Below are 14803 nucleotides of genomic sequence, written 5' to 3' on the forward strand. Positions count from 1 at the left end.
CAGGGCCTTAGGACCCGTTAGGCGCCCCGGCCGGTCCCCCGGCTCCCGGGGCGGCGGACGCGGCGGACGCGGCGGCCGGGCGGCGGTGCCTGGCGGCCTTGTAGAGCCAGTCCGCGGCCAGGACCGCGGGGACGGCGGCGAGTGCGACGGCCAAGCCTCCGGCGGCCGGCGGCGCGTGGCCCAGCAGGGCCGCGACCGGGCCGAGGAACAGGAACACGCTGAGCAGGCCCAGTTCGGCCAGCACGGCCCAGAGCAGCAGCCGGTTGGTGAACCAGCCCAGCCGCCACGGCGGCTCGGTGGCGCTGCGGCACGCGAACGCGTTAGCGAGCTGTGCCAGGACGACGGTGGTGAACGCGGCGCCGGAGGCGGCCATGAGCGCGTCCGACGCCGGCAGCTCGGCCCCGGGCCGCCAGCCGGCGCCCAGGAGCACGGCGGTGTAGGCCACCATCTCCATGAGCGCCTCCACCGGTCCCAGCAGCCCGAACACCCTGATCATCAGGGCCCGGTCCATCAGGTGGCGGCGTTCCGGCGGCCGTTTCAGGGCGCCCTTGCTGGGAGCCTCGCTGCCCAGGGCCAGGGCGGGCAGCAGGTCGGTGCCGATGTCCAGGGCCAGGATCTGCAGCACGCTCAGGGCCAGCGGGAACCGGCCGCCGGAGAGGGCCCAGAAGACGAACGGGGTCAGTTCGGCGACGTTGTCGGTGAGGTGGTAGGTCAGGAAGCGCCGGATGTTGGCATAGGTGGCCCGGCCCTGCTCCACCGCGGCGATGATCGTCGCGAAGTCGTCGTCGAGCAGCACCAGGTCGGCCGCTTCGCGGGCCACGTCCGTGCCGCTGCGGCCCATGGCCACGCCGATGTCCGCCTGCTGCAGCGCCGGCCCGTCGTTGACGCCGTCGCCGGTCATGGCCACCACGTGGCCGCGGTGCTGCAGCAGCCGGGCAACCCGCAGTTTCTGTTCGGGCGAGACCCGGGCGACCACGACGCCGTCGCGGTCCAGCAGCGCCGCCAGCACCTGGTCGTCCTCGGGCAGGGCGTGGCCTTCCAGCACCAGCTCCGGGGTGCCGATCAGGCCGGTCTCCCGGGCGATGGCGGCGGCGGTGAAGGCGTGGTCGCCGGTGACCATCCCCACCCGGATCCCGGCCTCGCGGGCCGCCTGGAGTGAAAACCGGACCTCCGCGCGCGGCGGGTCGTGCAGGCCGATCAGGCCCAGCAGCGTCAGCCCGGTCTCCAGTGCGTCGGCGGTCGCGCCGTCGGGGACCGGGCCGGGCAGCTGCCGCTCGGCAACGGCCAGCACCCGCAGGCCGCGGGACGCCATCTGGTCCACGAGCTCCCGGGCGGCGCCGGCGTCGCCAAGGCACACCGGGAGCACGGACTCGGGCGCGCCCTTTACGTACAGGGTGGCCCCGGCGAGCGCCGACTCCCGCAGCCGGCGGGGGTCGAAGGCGAAGCGCCGGGTCGGCTGCGGCGCCGATGCCGCTTCGGCGCTGTTGCCCGCAGCGCCCGGACCGGCCAGCCGGGTGGCGAGTGCGTCGATGGCGGCTTCCATCGGGTCGCCCTCGGCGATCCACTGGCCCTCGTGGGGCACCGCCCGGCCCACCGACGCGGCACGCGCGGCGGTACTGAGCCGCCGCGCCGCCACGAGCGCCTCCGCGCCCCCGGCGCCTCCCCCGGTACTGATCCGCGCGTCCGGCCCGTAGCCCTGCCCGCTGACCTCGAGCAGGCCGGCCGGGGTCCAGACCTCGACGGCGTTCATCCGGTTCTGCGTCAGGGTGCCGGTCTTGTCCGTGCAGATGAAGGTCGTGGAGCCGAGCGTTTCCACCGCCTGCAAATTGCGGACCAGTGCGTTCCGCGCGGCCATCCGCTGGGCGCCGACGGCGAGCGAGAGGGTCACGGTGGGCAGCAGGCCCTCGGGAACCAGCGCCACCGCCACGCCGATCGCGAAGAGGAACGCGTCACGCCAGGAGATCCCCACCAGCAACGAGAGGACGAAGAACAGGGCCCCGATGCCCAGGGCGACGCCGGCGACCAGGCGGACGATCCGCTGCAGTTCCAGGGCCAGCGGGCTCGGCGGCGGCTCGACCCGGCCGGTGAGCGAGGCGATTTCGGCGAGCCGGGTCCTCCCGCCGGTGCTGGCGACGACCCCTTCGGCCGAACCGATGACCAGGAACGTCCCGCCGAACACCTCCTCGCCCGCTGCTTTGCGGACCGCCTCGCTCTCGCCCGTGAGCATTGATTCATCCACGGAGCAGCCCGCAGCGAGTCCCAGGACCAGATCCGCCGGGATCCGGTCCCCGGCAACCAGCACGACGGCGTCGCCCGGCACCAGTTCGGTGGTGTGGACCTTGGCGAGGCGGCCATCACGCCGGACGGACACCATGGCAGGCAGCAGTTCGCGCAATTTCGCCGCGGCGTGCTGGGCGCGCTCCTGCTGGATGTAGGCGAAGACCCCGTTCACCACGATCACGACCATGATCGCGATGCCCAGCTGCGGCATGCCGGCGACGAACGCCAGCGCGGCCGCGGCCCAGAGCATCACGGCGAAAAAGTGTGTCATCTCGGCGAGCAGCCGCCGCCAGCCGGGCACCGCGCGGGTCCGGGGCAGCCGGTTCGGCCCCGCCTGCCGCAACCGGCGCGCCGCCTCTTCGGAGCTCAGGCCGGCGAGGGCGCCCCCCGCCGCGGCACCGGCACCGGTCGTGGCGCCGGCGCCCGGATTCACCGCCCGCCGCCCGTCACGCGCAGCACCGGGCCCCGACCCCGGCACCTCATGCCTTCGAGGATGCGCCGGTGCGGGAGGCGGTGTTAGGGCCTAAAGTCACCGCACGGCCGCGGTCCACCCGGGGCCGTGCGGGCTGTCAGGTACCGGTCGTCAGTTGCCGGTCGCTGCCGGGGGACGTTGCCGTCCCAGCGTGCGCAGGTAGGTCCCGAAGCCGTGCGGCGCCCGGGCGTGGGTCCGCCCGGAGGTGAGCACCCGCATGCTGTCGGTGGCGAGGACGGTGAAGGCCAGGCCGCGCAGGCTCTGGACCAGGGTGCGGTCTTCGTGTGATTCCAGCTGGGAGAAGCCGCCCGCGGCCAGGTAGGCCGAGGCCCGGACGCCGAAGTTGGCCCCGTAGATGTGCGGGTGGTTCTCCTCGAAGGGGTGGCGGTCCAGCCAGCGGCGCAGCAGTTCCGGGTCCATGCCGACGGGGTCGGGTTCGACCGACCCCAGGACCGCGTCGGCGCCGGCCTCGGCGAATTCGAGCTGGCGCACCAACCAGTTCGGCGGGACCTGCGAATCGGCGTCGGTGTTGGCCAGCCAGGTCCGGCCCGGCCACGGAAGCGGCCGGGACCGCTGGCCGGGGGTGCGCCGGCGCGGACCCAGAACAGCGGCCCTGACGCCGGCCGCCCGGCTGGCCCCGGCGCTGCGCAGCTGGACCTCCAGCCTGGTGAAGCGCGGGTCGGCGCTGACGTAGCGGGCGGTGATCCCGGCCGAGCCGTCGGTGCAGCTGTCCAGCACCACGATCACCCGCACCGAGACGTCCGGCCGCACGGCCTGCAGCTCATCGGCGGCGCGCTGCACGGCCCGGAGCGCCCGGTCAATGTGCTGGTCCTCGTTGTGCGCCGGCATGACCACGGCGAACGCGTCGATGCCGGGGCGGCGGTGCGGCTGCTGCGACGCCAGCGCCGCGCCGCTCATTGCGGCGCCCCGGGCGCGCGGAGGATTTCCAGGACGAAGTCGCGTTCGCGGTACAGGCCGGCGTCCGCCCACCGCAGCTGCCGCCGCGCCGCGGCGTGCACGGCGTCGCCGTCGAGCTCCCAGCCCTCGATCGGGTGCCGCCAGTGGCACAGCGCCAGCGTGCCGCCGGGGAGCAGCGCCGCCTCGACCCGGTCGAAGAGCACCTCCAGTTCCCCGGGCGCCAGGTAGTAGCCCACCTCGGACACGACAATCAGGTCGAACTCGCCCTCCGGCCAATCCTGCGGCACGGTCAGCTGCCGGGTCTGCACGCCGGGCAGGTGCGCCAGGCGCCGGGCGGCGTGCGCGAGGGCGGCGCTGCTCGCGTCGACGGCCAGGAAGTTGCCGCAGCGTTTGGCCAGTTCCACGCTCAGCGTGCCGATCGAGCAGCCGATTTCCAAGCCGGCGGTGTAGTCCCGGCCCGGCAGCGCGGCGAGCGTCAGCGCCCGCTTGCGCTGCTCGTACCAGCTGGTGGTGTATTGCCAGGGGTCGTCGCTTCCGCTGTGGACCGTGTCGAACAGGCCCTCCGCGTCGGCGGCTGCGTAGCCTCCGGAGCGGGCCACGGTCGGGCGCTGCCAGGCGAAGGTCTCCCAGGGCCGGGCGAAGTGTTTCAGGAAGCCGGGCGGGAGCAGGACCTCGTCCCCGGGCTGGTCGGAGAGCGCGCTGACCTGCGAGGAGTGGGCAGCCATGGCCCGGGCCTTGGCCTGTTCCTCCGCGGGCTGCAGCGGCAGCCGCAGCCAGGTGTGCCAGGCCTGGTCCTCCGGGCTGGCCCAGAGCCAGTACCAGACGGGATACTCCAGCAGCCCGTAGCCGGCGGAGCCGGCGGCCTCGGCGGCGGCAGTGCCGGCAGTGTCGTGGTCGATGTGCCCGTCGTTGCGGTAGGGCGCCACCACCACGACGCGCTGCGGGGGCTGCCCGGTGGCGGCCGCGGCCTCGTGGATGGCGGCCACAATCCGTTCCCGGTGGCCGGCAATCTTACCGTCGGGCAGGCCCAGGTACTGCCAGTCGGCGCCGGGCACAAGGCCTCCCAGGGCGCCGTCGAACTCCCGGAGCCGCACCTCGGCGAGCTGCTCCGGGGTGGTGCTGGGTGAGTCCGGGTGCGAGGCCTCCCCGGCGGTGCACAGCAGCACCCGCACCTGGGCGCCGAGGCTGTGCAGCCGGGCCATCAGGCCGCCGGCTCCCAGGGATTCGTCGTCGGGGTGGGCGGCCAGGACGATGAAAGCGGCGCTGGCCAGTTCTCCGGCGTCGAGCGGCAGCTCCGGGAGGGCGGGGACGCCGCTGGCCGCCCAGGCGCGTTCGCTGGTGCCGGCGTCGTGGTGCGTAAAGCTCACCACGGGTGGTCCCCCTTCAACGTCAGGGCACCGAGCTGGGCGTCGTCGCGCATGGCATGGTGCTGGCGGATGTACAGGGCGAGGTCCGCCATCCGTTTGCCGTAGCGGGCGTCGAAGGCCAGCGGGCCGGGTCCCAGGTTCTGGCTCACCAGTGACTGGATGCGTTCGACGGCGGTGGCGACACTGCCGCGCACGCGCAGCGCCTCGCTCCAGGCGCCGGGGCCGGAGAGCTCCCCGGCGTCGATCCGGGCGGCGGTCCGGGCAAGGGTGTGGATGAGGCCGGTGAGCGTCCGGTCGATCTCGCCAAGGTGCGCGAGGGCCAGCTGGTCCGGTTCGCGGCCCCTTGCGGCGGCCTTCTGCAGCCCTTCCTTGAAGCTGCGGGCCACCGCGACGGCGCCGCCCAGCCAGCACGCGGCGACGCCCATGCCGCCCCAGGCGAAACCGGGGCGCCGGTAGTACCAGCCTGCTCCGCCGAGCGGTACGGCCGGGACGGCGTCGAAGTGCACGGTCCCGCTGGGGATCTCGCGCAGGCCCAGGCTGGACCATTCCGGGTCCGCGAAACTGACCCCGGCGGCGTGGAGGTCGACGGCGAAGGCCCCGCGGCCGCCGTCGGGAAGGTGCGCGGTGATGACGGCGTGGTCAAGCTGCGCGGCGATGGAACACCAGGGCTTGGCGCCGCTGAGGACGGTCCCCGCGCCGGAGGCGGTGTCGGTGGCTTCCAGTGTCAGGCCCGGCGCCTCGGCGGCGAAGACGCCCCAGGTTCCCTCGCAGGGAACCTCCGGCCCGTCGGTTTCGGTGCCGGCCTGGGCGAGGATCGCGGCGGCGTCCAGGTGCGGTTCCAGGATCCGTCCGGCGGCGGTGTCGACGGCGGTGACCGAGGCCAGGGTTTCCCAGAGGAAGGCCGTTCCGCCCGAACCGGGCTTCGGCGTCGTCGTGCCCGCTTCCGTGGCCAGGGCCAGCAGGGCGGGGACATCCCCGACGCCGGCTTCGGCGGCCTCCAGCAGCGGTTGCAGGCGGGCAAGGTCCTCCGGGGCTGAGCTGATCCGCACGGCGCGGGGACGCCCGGGGTCCTGGGTCGCGTTCATCGGGTCGTCCGTGTCCTTTGCGAAGTGCGCCTGGTGCTGTCCTGCCGGCGGCCTCAGCCGCCCCTGCCTAAATCTAAGCATACTTAGCACTTAGGGCCGGGGCGGACGGGGCCCGGCGGGGCGGGGTCAGCGCACCAAGGCCAGGGCAAAACCGTCCCAGCCTTTCGATCCGACCGTCTGGATGACGGTCGCGTCCAGCCGGGGATCCGTTCCCATCATCTGCAACGCCGCGACGATCCCGGGGGCGTTGACGGCGTCCCGGCCGGGATCAAGCACCGCACCTTCCCAGACCACGTTGTCCATCACCACGGTGGTGCCGGGGCGGCCCAGCCGGATGGCCCAGTCCAGGTACCGGGCGTTGTTTTCCTTGTCCGCGTCGATGAACACGAAGTCGAAGGGCCCCCCGTCCTCGCCCTCCAGCGCAGGGAGCGTGTCCAGCGCCGGCCCCACCCGGATCTCCACCAGGTGGCCCAGCCCGGCCCGGTCCAGGTTGGAGCGCGCCACCTCGGCGTGCCGGGGCACGTATTCGCAGGTGGTGATCCGGCCGCCGTCGGGCAGCCCCTGGGCCATCCACAGGGTGCTGAACCCGGCCAGGGTCCCGATCTCCAGCACCCGCCGGGCACCGGAGAGCTGGACCAGCAGCTTCAGGAGCTTCCCGGCGTTCGGAGCCACCTCGATGGGCGGCATCCCCGCTTCCAGGGCCGCCTCCACCGCGTGCCCGACAAGCCCGGAGAGGTACTCCTCGACGGCGGTCCAGCGCGGTTCGGGCTGGTGCTCGATCATGCGGCCCAGTCTTGCAGTCTGGTGCTACTCCGCGGTAGGGCCGAGGGCCTGTTCCAGCCGGTCCAGTTTGCCGGTCAGTTCGCCGCTGTAGCCGGGCCGGATGTCGGCTTTGATGACCAGCGAGACCCGGCTGCCGAAGCGGCCCACCGCCTCGGTGGCGCGCTTGACGACGTCGAACACCTCGTCCCACTCGCCCTCGATGGTGGTGAACATGGAGTCTGTATGGTTCGGCAGGCCGGAGTCCCGGACGATCCGCACGGCGGCCGCGACGGCGTCGTGGACCGACGCGTCATCGGCGGCGCTGCCGGCGTCAGCGCCCTCCGGCCGGCCTGAAGGTGCGACTGAAAATGCAAGCAACATGGCTCAAGTCTGCCACGCATCCGGGACGGTCCCGGCGGCCGCTGCACCGCGCCGGCTTGTCACAAAAATGTGTACCCGCCGGTAACAGGTTCACTCCCTCCCCGCGTTGCTACCCTGAGCAAATGAACCGGGGAGTAGAGCGCCGGCCGCTCCGTGCGGACGCCGCCCGCAACGTCAACAAAATCATTGCCGCTGCCCGTCAATGCTTCCGGGAACACGGCCCCGAGGTCCCGCTGCAGACCATCGCCGTCACCGCCGGGGTGGGCCCGGCCACGCTGTTCCGCAATTTCGCCGACAAGGAAGAACTGGTCCTCGCCGCCCTGCACCAGCAACTGAAGCTGCGCGTCAACCCGGTTATCGACGAGGCGCTGGCGGGCAAGGACGCCGCCGAAGGCCTGTTCCGGGTGGTCGAGGCGCTGATGGCCGTCGCCAGTGACGAGGCCAACCTGCTTGGGGCAGTGGCCGGCCGCCGCGGTGTGCTGACCGGGATCACCGGGGACCTGATCGAGACCGTGGCGGTCCTGCTGGGCCGGGGCCAGGGCCAGGGCACGCTGCGCAGCGACATCTCGATGACGGACATCATCCGGCTGCTGGCCATGCTGATCGGTGTCGTTGACACCATGGAGGCCGGGTCGGACGCGTGGCGCCGCCCGGTGGCGCTGGTGGAGGACGCCATCCGGGCCGAGCGGCCGGACCGCCCGCTGCCGCCCCAGTCGCTGATGCCGGGAACCACGTACGGAACCGCGTTCGGCGTCGGCTTCGGCTCAACCCCCCGGAGCACGTACCGTTGACCCCATGAGCTGGGAAACCCTTGCCGGAGTCGTCGGCGGACTGCTGCTGGTCTACGCGGTCCTGCTGGCGCTGTTGTGGGGCTACGCCCGGCGGCACCCGGAGACCGTGACCATGAAGGACGCCCTGCGGCTGCTGCCCGACCTGCTCCGGCTGATCCGGCGCCTGGTGGCGGACCGCACCGTGGCGGTGGGCGTCCGGGTCCGGTTGGCCCTTTTGCTGGCCTACCTGCTCTCCCCCATCGATTTGGTCCCGGATTTCATCCCGGTGATCGGTTACGCGGACGACGTCGTCATCGTCGCCCTCGTGCTGCGTTCCGTGGTTGCCCGGGCGGGCGGGGACGCGGTGAAACGGCACTGGCCCGGCACCCCGGAGGGGCTGCAGCTGATCCTGAAGCTCGCCGGCCTCGGCGCCGCACGGTAGCCGGCGCCGGAATAGCGGGTCCGGGCCGGCTGTTGTGGCCAGCATGAAGGCAATCACTTACAGCGAATACGGCAACCCCGACGTCCTGGAACTGACCGAGCAACCCCTGCCCAAGGTCGGGCCGGGCATGGTGCTGGTCAAGGTCAAGGCCGCGGCGGTGAACCCCGTCGACTGGAAGATCATGGCCGGCTACCTCGATGAAGTCATGGACCTGCAGTTTCCGGCGATTCCGGGCTGGGATGTGGCCGGCGTGGTGGAGTCCGTCGGCATCGACGCCCCGCACTTCCAGCCCGGCGACGAGGTCATCGCCTACGGCCGCAAGGACTATGTCCATGGCGGCAGCTTCGCCGAGTACATCGCCCTGCCCGAGCGGCTTGTGGCCCGGAAGCCGGCGTCGCTCGGGTGGCAGGAAGCCGCCGGCCTGCCGCTGGCGGGACTGACCGCCTACCAGGTCCTCACCCGGCTGGGACTCAAGGCCGGGGAGACCGTCCTGATCCACGGCGGCGCCGGCGGCGTGGGGTCACTCGGCATCCAGATCGCGGCCGCCCTTGGCGCGAGGGTCATCGCGACCGCCTCGGAGAAGAACCATGAGTTCCTGCGCACCCTCGGAGCGGAGCCGGTCACCTACGGCGACGGGCTCGCGGAGCGGGTCCGGGAGCTGAGCCCCGACGGCGTTGACGTGGTCGCGGACTTCGTCGGCGGAAACCTGGAGGCCACCCTGGCCGTGCTGGCCGAGGGCGGCCGGCACGCCTCGATCGCGGACAGCGACGTGGAGGAGCACGGCGGCACCTGGATGTGGGTCAACCCGGTCGCAGCCGACCTTCAGGAACTTGCCGCACTGGTTGAGGCGGGCAGGCTCCGGGTCGAGGTGGCGCAGGCCTTCCCGCTGGCCCGGGCGGCGGACGCATTCCGGCTCAACATGGAGGGGCACACGCGCGGCAAGATCGTCGTCACGGTCCACGGCGACTAGGCCAGACAACCTCGGGGCCGCCCGCGCTGTTCCGGCGCGGGCGGGGGTTGTCCGCCCCGGGCGGGACGCATTAGCATCGCGGGTGTTCCAACCGGGAGTTGACCACCGCCGAGGAGAGCCGCTGACATGGCCGAAGTGCTGCTGTACCACCACATCCAGGGCCTGACCGAGGGGGTGCGGGAGTTCGCCGACGAGCTGCGGCAGGCCGGGCATACCGTGCACGCCCCCGACCTGTTCGACGGCCACACCTTCGCAAGCATCGAGGAGGGCTTCGGCTACGCGGAGCGGGCCGGCTTCGACGCCATCCGGACCCGCGGCGCCGCAGCGGCCGACGACCTCGGCCCGGGGCTCGTCTATGCCGGGTTCTCCTTTGGCGTGACGATCGCCCAACGTCTGGCCCAGACCCGGCCCGGCGCCCGCGGTGCCCTGCTGCTGTATTCCTGCCTGCCGGTCACCGAGTTTGGCGATGCGTGGCCGCCGGACGTGCCGGTGCAGATCCACGGCAAGCAGGATGATGAGTTCTTCGACGAGGACCTGCCGGCAGCACGCGAACTCGCCGCGTCCGCAGCGGCCGCGGAGCTGTTCGTGTATCCCGGCCACCAGCACCTCTTCGCGGACTCCTCGCTCGACGCCTTCGACCCGGAGGCGTCCGCGCTGCTGAAGGACCGGGTACAGGCGTTCCTCGCCTCCGTCTGAGCTGCCCGTCCTGGCCGGCGGCGGCCCGCACCGGGCCCCTGCGGCGGCGCGTCAGTCCGCGGGAGGCTCCTCCCGGGCCGGTTTGTCCGACTGGTTATCCTGGGCGGATTTCCCCGGCGACGGCTTTTCCCTGGCATCGTGCAAGTGGTGGGCTTCCTGCAGGTGATGCTGCAGTTTCTCCTCAGCCTCGCGCCGGCGTCGGGCCATTTCGCGCAGTTCCCGGGTGGACTCGGCCCCGGGCGAGACGAAGTGCTCGTGCGTCTTGGCCGGCTTGCCTTCGGGGACGTCCGGGCCGGGGGCAGCGGCAGGCTGAGCGTCATTGTCGGTCATGCTCGAATCGTCCCACCGGCACCCGGGCACAACAAGGGGCTAAAGCCCGGGCGCCTACCCCCAGCCCAGCAGCCGCAGCCCGGCCGCGGCGCCGGCGCCGGCCAGCACCACCACCAGGAACGGGGCCCGGAACAGGAGTGCGACGGCGGCAGCGGCGAGCGCTCCCAGCCGCGCGTCCAGCGCCAGCGACTGTCCCGACGCCACCGCGTTCACCACCGTCAGGGACGCCAGCAGTCCGATCGTCATGGTCCCCGCGACGCGTGAGGTCCGCGGGTTGCGCAGCAGGCTGGCCGGGACCAGGTACCCGACGAGCTTCCAGGCGTAGGCCAGCACGCAGGACAACAGAAGCCACCACCAGAGCGTCATCCCGCCTCCTCCGCGGTGCGGGCGGCGCGCCGGCCGGCGTCGTGCTCTGCCGCGTACGGGTCGACGTCGGGTTCCAGTCCCTCGTCCCTGCGTCCGTGGCTGAACCAGCCAATCACCGCGGCGACCAGCGCGGCGACCAGGATCGGCACGCCGGACGGCACCAGCGGCACGGCCAGAACGGTGGCCAGCGCGCAGACGACGGCGATCGCGACCGGTTCGCGGCCCTTGAGCCGCGGCCACAGCAGGCCTAGGAAGGCCGCCACCGCTGCGCCGTCGAGCCCCCATTGTTTCGGGTCGCCGAGGGCCGCCCCGGCCAGTGCGCCCACCGCGGTGAACGCGTTCCAGAGGACGAACACGCCGATCCCGGCCGTCCAGAATCCGCGCTGTTGCTCCGCCGGGTCGGTCTGGCCGGTACTGGTGGCCGTGGATTCGTCGATGGTCACATGGGCCGCCGCGAACCGCCGCCAGCCGCGGGGCTGGAGCAGCGCGTTGAGCTGCATGCCGTAGATGCCGTTGCGCATGCCCAGCAGGGTGGCCGCGCCCATCGCGGCGAGGCCGGACCCGCCCCCGGCGATGACGCCGATGAAGGCGAACTGCGAGCCGCCGCTGAACAGCAGCAGGCTCAGCGCCATGGTCTGCCAGAAGTCGAGGCCGGAGGCCACCGACAGGGCGCCGAAGGACACGCCATAGAGGCCCGTGGCGATGCTGATCGAGAGCCCCACCCGGAACGCCGGGGACTGGGAGAGTTTCACCGGGGCCGCCGCTTCGGCTGCGCCAGGCTCCACGCCCAGCCGATCAGTGGCGCCTGCAGCGGCAGGCGGAGGGTGTGGAGGCGGCGCTGGGCCGGCGTCCCGCCGGGCCCGTACGCGTTGCGGAGCGCGTCGAGGTGTCCGGCCAGGAAGGCGGTGAACATGGCCGCGACGCAGCCGGCCACCGCGCGGCGCGCGGGCGGCACGAGGAGCCCGACGGCGGCTCCGGCCTCCAGCAGCCCGCTCAACGCCACCCATTCCTCCCGTGAGAGCACCGCCAGGGGCCCGTTGGGCCGGTTGCCGGAGTCGTCGCGGCACAGGATGTCCGGAACGACCGGGGTGAAAAAGTCCGGATCGCGGAAGTGTTTTGCCGCGCTGGCCAGCAGCAGTCCGCTCAGGGCGGCCGCGGAGAGCGTGGTGGTTGCCCGGGGGGACCAGCGGAAAGGCATGGGACCATGCAACCACAGCCGCGCTGGCGCCCGCGAACCCGGGGCGTAACCTGCCCCGGAGCAGGGAATTCGGGACCTTCCGCAGGGGTCCGGGGCCGGCGTCCGGGCGTAGCGTGGTGGCCATGGGCAGTGTCGTCGAGATGGCCGGCGTCGTGAAGCGGTTCGGGCCCGTGACCGCACTCAACGGGCTGGATTTCGAGGTGTCCGCCGGGGAGGTCCACGGCTTCCTCGGCCCCAACGGGGCCGGCAAGTCGACGACGCTGCGGCTGCTGCTGGGCATGCTCCGCGCCAACGCCGGCTCCGCCCGGGTGTTGGGACTCGATCCGTGGCGCGATGTGGCGCGGCTGCACCGCCGGCTGGCCTACGTCCCGGGCGACGTGGCGTTATGGCCCAACCTGACCGGCGGCGAGGTGATCGAACTGCTCGGCCGGCTGCAGGGCGGCCAGGACCCTGCGCGCCGCGACGAGCTGCTGGCGCTCTTCGAACTGGACCCGACGAAGAGGACCCGCACCTATTCCAAGGGCAACCGGCAAAAAGTGGCGCTGGTCGCCGCGCTGGCCACCGACGCCGAACTCTTCCTGCTGGATGAGCCCACCAGCGGGCTGGACCCGCTGATGGAGGACGCGTTCCGGGGCTGCGTCAGGGACCTGAGGGCCCAGGGCCGGACGGTGTTGCTGAGCAGCCACATTCTGAGCGAGGCCGAGGCCCTCTCCGACCGGGTCAGCATCATCCGGGCCGGCCGGGTGGTGGAGAGCGGGCCGCTGGAACAGCTCCGGCACCTCACCCGGACCTCCGTGACCGCCGACGTCGACGCGGTGCCGCCGGACCTGGGCCTCCTGGCCGGCGTCCATGACTTGGCGGTGGCCGGCCACCGGATCAGCGCCCAGCTCGACCCCGCCGGGCTGGGACCCTTCCTGCAGGTCCTGACGCGGGCCGGGCTGCGGGCACTCACCAGCCAGCCGCCGACGCTGGAGGACCTGTTCCTGCGGCACTACGGCGCCGGGACCAGTTCCGGGAACGGCACCGGGAACAGTTCCGGGAACGGCACCGGCGTTCACGGGCCCGAAGGGTCCGGAGCCGTCGCTGCGACTCACGGCGGCGGCCCGGCGGCCGGCGCCCGGGGGCCGGGCGATGCCTGAGACGCTGGCCGGCACCGGGATCCTGGTCCGGCTCGGTGTGCGGCGGGACCGCTGGCTGCTGGCGCTCTGGGTGGCCGGCTTCGCAGCCGTCGCCTATTCAACGGCGCTGGCCGGCGCCGATCTCTACCCGGACGTCGGCAGCCGGGTCGAAGCCGCCACCGCGCTCAATGCCACGGCATCGATGGTCGCGTTGTTCGGGCGAATCTATGACCCCGCCTCGCTGGGAGCGCTGTCGCTGATCAAGTACACGGCGTTCATGACCGCCATCCTGGCCGTCCTCATGGTCATCCTGGTCATCCGGCATACCCGGGCTGACGAAGAGGCCGGGCGGCTTGAGCTGCTGGCAGGCGGACGGCTGGGACGGGACGCCCCGCTGGCCGCCGCGCTCGGCGTCGGTTTCGGTGCCAGCCTGGCCGTGGGTCTGCTGTCCGCCGCCGCGCTGGCGGCCGGGGGCTTACCCGCGGCGGGCTCGCTGGCGTTCGGCCTGGGCTGGGCCGCCACCGGAATGGCTTTTTGCGCGGTTGCCGGGGTCGCGGCGCAGCTGACCGCCGGCGCCCGGGCGGCGACCGGCATCAGCATCGGCGTTATTGCGGTCACCTACGGGCTCCGGGCCGTCGGCGACCTTGCCGAACCGGGTCCCTCGGTCCTGTCCTGGCTCTCGCCGATCGGGTGGAACCAGCAGATCCGGGCGTTCGCCGGGGACCGGTGGTGGGTGCTGGCCTTACCGGCCGCGCTCACCGTGCTCCTCGTCCCGGCCGCATTTACCCTCCGGGCGCGGCGGGATCTTGGCGCCGGACTGCGCGACGAGCGGCCCGGACCGGCCGTCGGCTCGCTCACCGGGACCTGGGCGCTGGCCGTGCGCCTGCAGCACCGGGTGTGGCTGGCCTGGGCCGTGGCCTTCGCGGTTTTCGGCGTCGTCATCGGGTCACTGGTCAGCAACGTCGCGGAGCTGCTCAGTTCCCCCAGCGCCCAGGATCTGGTCAAGCTGCTGGGCGGCGCGGCAGCGCTGCGCGAGGCGTTCCTGGCCGCCGAAATCAGCATCATGGGGCTGCTGGCCGCGGCCTACGGCGTGGCGGCGGCAAACCACCTGCGCAGCGAGGAAGCGGCGGGCCACACCGAGGCCCTGCTGGCGACCGCCACCACCCGGGGCCGCTGGGCGAGCAGCCATTACATTTTCGCGCTGGCCGGGGTCGCGGTGCTGATGGCGCTCGCGGGGGCGTCGATCGGCCTCGGCGCCGCCTTCGCCGTACAGGATCCCGCGCTGGTCGGCAGCGCCACTGCAGCCTCCCTGGCCCAGATTCCCGCCGCCTGGGTGCTGACCGGCCTGGCGCTGGCGGTGTTCGGCTGGGCGCCCCGGCTGGCGGGGGCAGTCTGGGTGGTGCTGCTGGGGTTTGTCGCCCTCGGTGAATTCGGCGTCCTCTGGAACGCCCCGGAATGGCTGATGGACCTCTCCCCCTTCCGGCACTCCCCGTTGCTGCCGGTCGGCCCGGACGCGCTGCCCGGCCTGGCGGCACTGACCGCCGTCGCCGCGGCCGTGGGGGCACTGGGCTACCTCGGCTGGCGGCGGCGGGACCTCGCCGCCTGACCTCTTGACCCTTGTCCGGCGCTGTTTTCCTGAGAGGATGGC

Annotated in this window: 16 protein-coding genes; 6 read left to right on the forward strand and 10 right to left on the reverse strand. The window is 72.9% G+C overall.

The annotated features are described in order from the left end of the window. Window positions 1-7: 7 nt before the first annotated feature. The 6 genes from ASG71_RS01395 to ASG71_RS01420 form a co-directional block, all read right to left on the reverse strand. Entirely contained in the window at window positions 8-2713 is a 2706-nt protein-coding gene (locus ASG71_RS01395; protein WP_056736345.1) for a cation-translocating P-type ATPase, read from the reverse strand. Between the two features lie 150 nt (window positions 2714-2863). Then, window positions 2864-3670 (reverse strand): glycosyltransferase, encoded by an 807-nt coding sequence (locus tag ASG71_RS01400; RefSeq protein ID WP_056736347.1) that lies wholly within the window; start codon window positions 3668-3670, stop codon window positions 2864-2866. After that, complete coding sequence (locus ASG71_RS01405; RefSeq protein ID WP_056736348.1) at window positions 3667-5040, reverse strand: bifunctional PIG-L family deacetylase/class I SAM-dependent methyltransferase; 1374 nt, start codon at window positions 5038-5040, stop codon at window positions 3667-3669. The genes ASG71_RS01400 and ASG71_RS01405 overlap by 4 nt, the downstream gene beginning before the upstream one ends. Then, the gene (locus ASG71_RS01410; protein ID WP_056736349.1) at window positions 5034-6122 is read right to left on the reverse strand and encodes a hypothetical protein; all 1089 of its coding nucleotides are present in this window, start codon (window positions 6120-6122) and stop codon (window positions 5034-5036) included. The genes ASG71_RS01405 and ASG71_RS01410 overlap by 7 nt, the downstream gene beginning before the upstream one ends. A gap of 126 nt (window positions 6123-6248) precedes the next feature. After that, complete coding sequence (locus ASG71_RS01415) at window positions 6249-6905, reverse strand: O-methyltransferase (protein WP_056736350.1); 657 nt, start codon at window positions 6903-6905, stop codon at window positions 6249-6251. A gap of 24 nt (window positions 6906-6929) precedes the next feature. After that, complete coding sequence (locus ASG71_RS01420; protein WP_056736357.1) at window positions 6930-7265, reverse strand: MTH1187 family thiamine-binding protein; 336 nt, start codon at window positions 7263-7265, stop codon at window positions 6930-6932. A gap of 122 nt (window positions 7266-7387) precedes the next feature. On the opposite strand from ASG71_RS01420, the gene ASG71_RS01425 reads away from it, so the two are divergent. From ASG71_RS01425 to ASG71_RS01440, 4 genes are all read left to right on the forward strand, one after another. After that, window positions 7388-8056 carry a TetR/AcrR family transcriptional regulator gene (locus tag ASG71_RS01425; RefSeq protein ID WP_056736358.1) on the forward strand — a complete coding sequence of 223 codons (669 nt, stop codon included), beginning with the start codon at window positions 7388-7390 and terminating at the stop codon, window positions 8054-8056. A gap of 4 nt (window positions 8057-8060) precedes the next feature. Next, window positions 8061-8477 carry a YkvA family protein gene (locus tag ASG71_RS01430; protein WP_056736359.1) on the forward strand — a complete coding sequence of 139 codons (417 nt, stop codon included), beginning with the start codon at window positions 8061-8063 and terminating at the stop codon, window positions 8475-8477. 43 nt (window positions 8478-8520) lie between these two features. Then, window positions 8521-9447 (forward strand): NADP-dependent oxidoreductase, encoded by a 927-nt coding sequence (locus tag ASG71_RS01435; RefSeq protein WP_056737178.1) that lies wholly within the window; start codon window positions 8521-8523, stop codon window positions 9445-9447. Window positions 9448-9573: 126 nt separating this feature from the next. Then, window positions 9574-10143 (forward strand): dienelactone hydrolase family protein, encoded by a 570-nt coding sequence (locus ASG71_RS01440; protein ID WP_056736361.1) that lies wholly within the window; start codon window positions 9574-9576, stop codon window positions 10141-10143. Window positions 10144-10194: 51 nt separating this feature from the next. Here the strand turns inward: ASG71_RS01440 and ASG71_RS01445 are convergent, their stop codons facing one another. The 4 genes from ASG71_RS01445 to ASG71_RS01460 are packed head-to-tail and all read right to left on the reverse strand — an operon-like array spanning window position 10195 to window position 12037. Beyond that, a complete protein-coding gene (locus ASG71_RS01445; protein WP_056736362.1) occupies window positions 10195-10473 on the reverse strand; it encodes a hypothetical protein in 279 nt (92 codons plus the stop codon). Between the two features lie 54 nt (window positions 10474-10527). Beyond that, window positions 10528-10839, reverse strand: a complete 312-nt coding sequence (locus ASG71_RS01450) for an AzlD domain-containing protein (protein ID WP_056736363.1) — start codon at window positions 10837-10839, stop codon at window positions 10528-10530. Beyond that, on the reverse strand, window positions 10836-11591 hold the full coding sequence (locus ASG71_RS01455; protein WP_157366156.1) for an AzlC family ABC transporter permease: 756 nt from the start codon (window positions 11589-11591) through the stop codon (window positions 10836-10838). The genes ASG71_RS01450 and ASG71_RS01455 overlap by 4 nt, the downstream gene beginning before the upstream one ends. After that, the gene (locus ASG71_RS01460) at window positions 11588-12037 is read right to left on the reverse strand and encodes a hypothetical protein (RefSeq protein WP_056736364.1); all 450 of its coding nucleotides are present in this window, start codon (window positions 12035-12037) and stop codon (window positions 11588-11590) included. Before ASG71_RS01460 ends, ASG71_RS01455 begins: the two co-directional genes overlap by 4 nt. 122 nt (window positions 12038-12159) lie before the next feature. Here ASG71_RS01460 and ASG71_RS01465 point away from each other — a divergent pair, with 122 nt between their 5' ends. Continuing rightward, the gene (locus tag ASG71_RS01465) at window positions 12160-13176 is read left to right on the forward strand and encodes an ATP-binding cassette domain-containing protein (RefSeq protein WP_082574737.1); all 1017 of its coding nucleotides are present in this window, start codon (window positions 12160-12162) and stop codon (window positions 13174-13176) included. Next, window positions 13169-14761, forward strand: coding sequence for an ABC transporter permease (locus tag ASG71_RS01470; RefSeq protein ID WP_056736365.1), 1593 nt, complete (start codon window positions 13169-13171; stop codon window positions 14759-14761). Before ASG71_RS01465 ends, ASG71_RS01470 begins: the two co-directional genes overlap by 8 nt. Window positions 14762-14803: the final 42 nt, after the last annotated feature.

Origin of the sequence: Arthrobacter sp. Soil763 (genome assembly GCF_001428365.1) — a bacterium.
GTDB lineage: Bacteria > Actinomycetota > Actinomycetes > Actinomycetales > Micrococcaceae > Arthrobacter.

Coding starts and splice junctions, on each gene's coding strand:
- ASG71_RS01400 (WP_056736347.1), bottom strand. CDS start 3,670: ATGAGCGGCGCGGCGCTGGCGTCGCAGCAGCCGCACCGCCGCCCCGGC.
- ASG71_RS01460 (WP_056736364.1), bottom strand. CDS start 12,037: ATGCCTTTCCGCTGGTCCCCCCGGGCAACCACCACGCTCTCCGCGGCC.
- ASG71_RS01420 (WP_056736357.1), bottom strand. CDS start 7,265: ATGTTGCTTGCATTTTCAGTCGCACCTTCAGGCCGGCCGGAGGGCGCT.
- ASG71_RS01425 (WP_056736358.1), top strand. CDS start 7,388: ATGAACCGGGGAGTAGAGCGCCGGCCGCTCCGTGCGGACGCCGCCCGC.
- ASG71_RS01410 (WP_056736349.1), bottom strand. CDS start 6,122: ATGAACGCGACCCAGGACCCCGGGCGTCCCCGCGCCGTGCGGATCAGC.
- ASG71_RS01450 (WP_056736363.1), bottom strand. CDS start 10,839: ATGACGCTCTGGTGGTGGCTTCTGTTGTCCTGCGTGCTGGCCTACGCC.
- ASG71_RS01465 (WP_082574737.1), top strand. CDS start 12,160: ATGGGCAGTGTCGTCGAGATGGCCGGCGTCGTGAAGCGGTTCGGGCCC.
- ASG71_RS01415 (WP_056736350.1), bottom strand. CDS start 6,905: ATGATCGAGCACCAGCCCGAACCGCGCTGGACCGCCGTCGAGGAGTAC.
- ASG71_RS01470 (WP_056736365.1), top strand. CDS start 13,169: ATGCCTGAGACGCTGGCCGGCACCGGGATCCTGGTCCGGCTCGGTGTG.
- ASG71_RS01440 (WP_056736361.1), top strand. CDS start 9,574: ATGGCCGAAGTGCTGCTGTACCACCACATCCAGGGCCTGACCGAGGGG.
- ASG71_RS01435 (WP_056737178.1), top strand. CDS start 8,521: ATGAAGGCAATCACTTACAGCGAATACGGCAACCCCGACGTCCTGGAA.
- ASG71_RS01445 (WP_056736362.1), bottom strand. CDS start 10,473: ATGACCGACAATGACGCTCAGCCTGCCGCTGCCCCCGGCCCGGACGTC.
- ASG71_RS01430 (WP_056736359.1), top strand. CDS start 8,061: ATGAGCTGGGAAACCCTTGCCGGAGTCGTCGGCGGACTGCTGCTGGTC.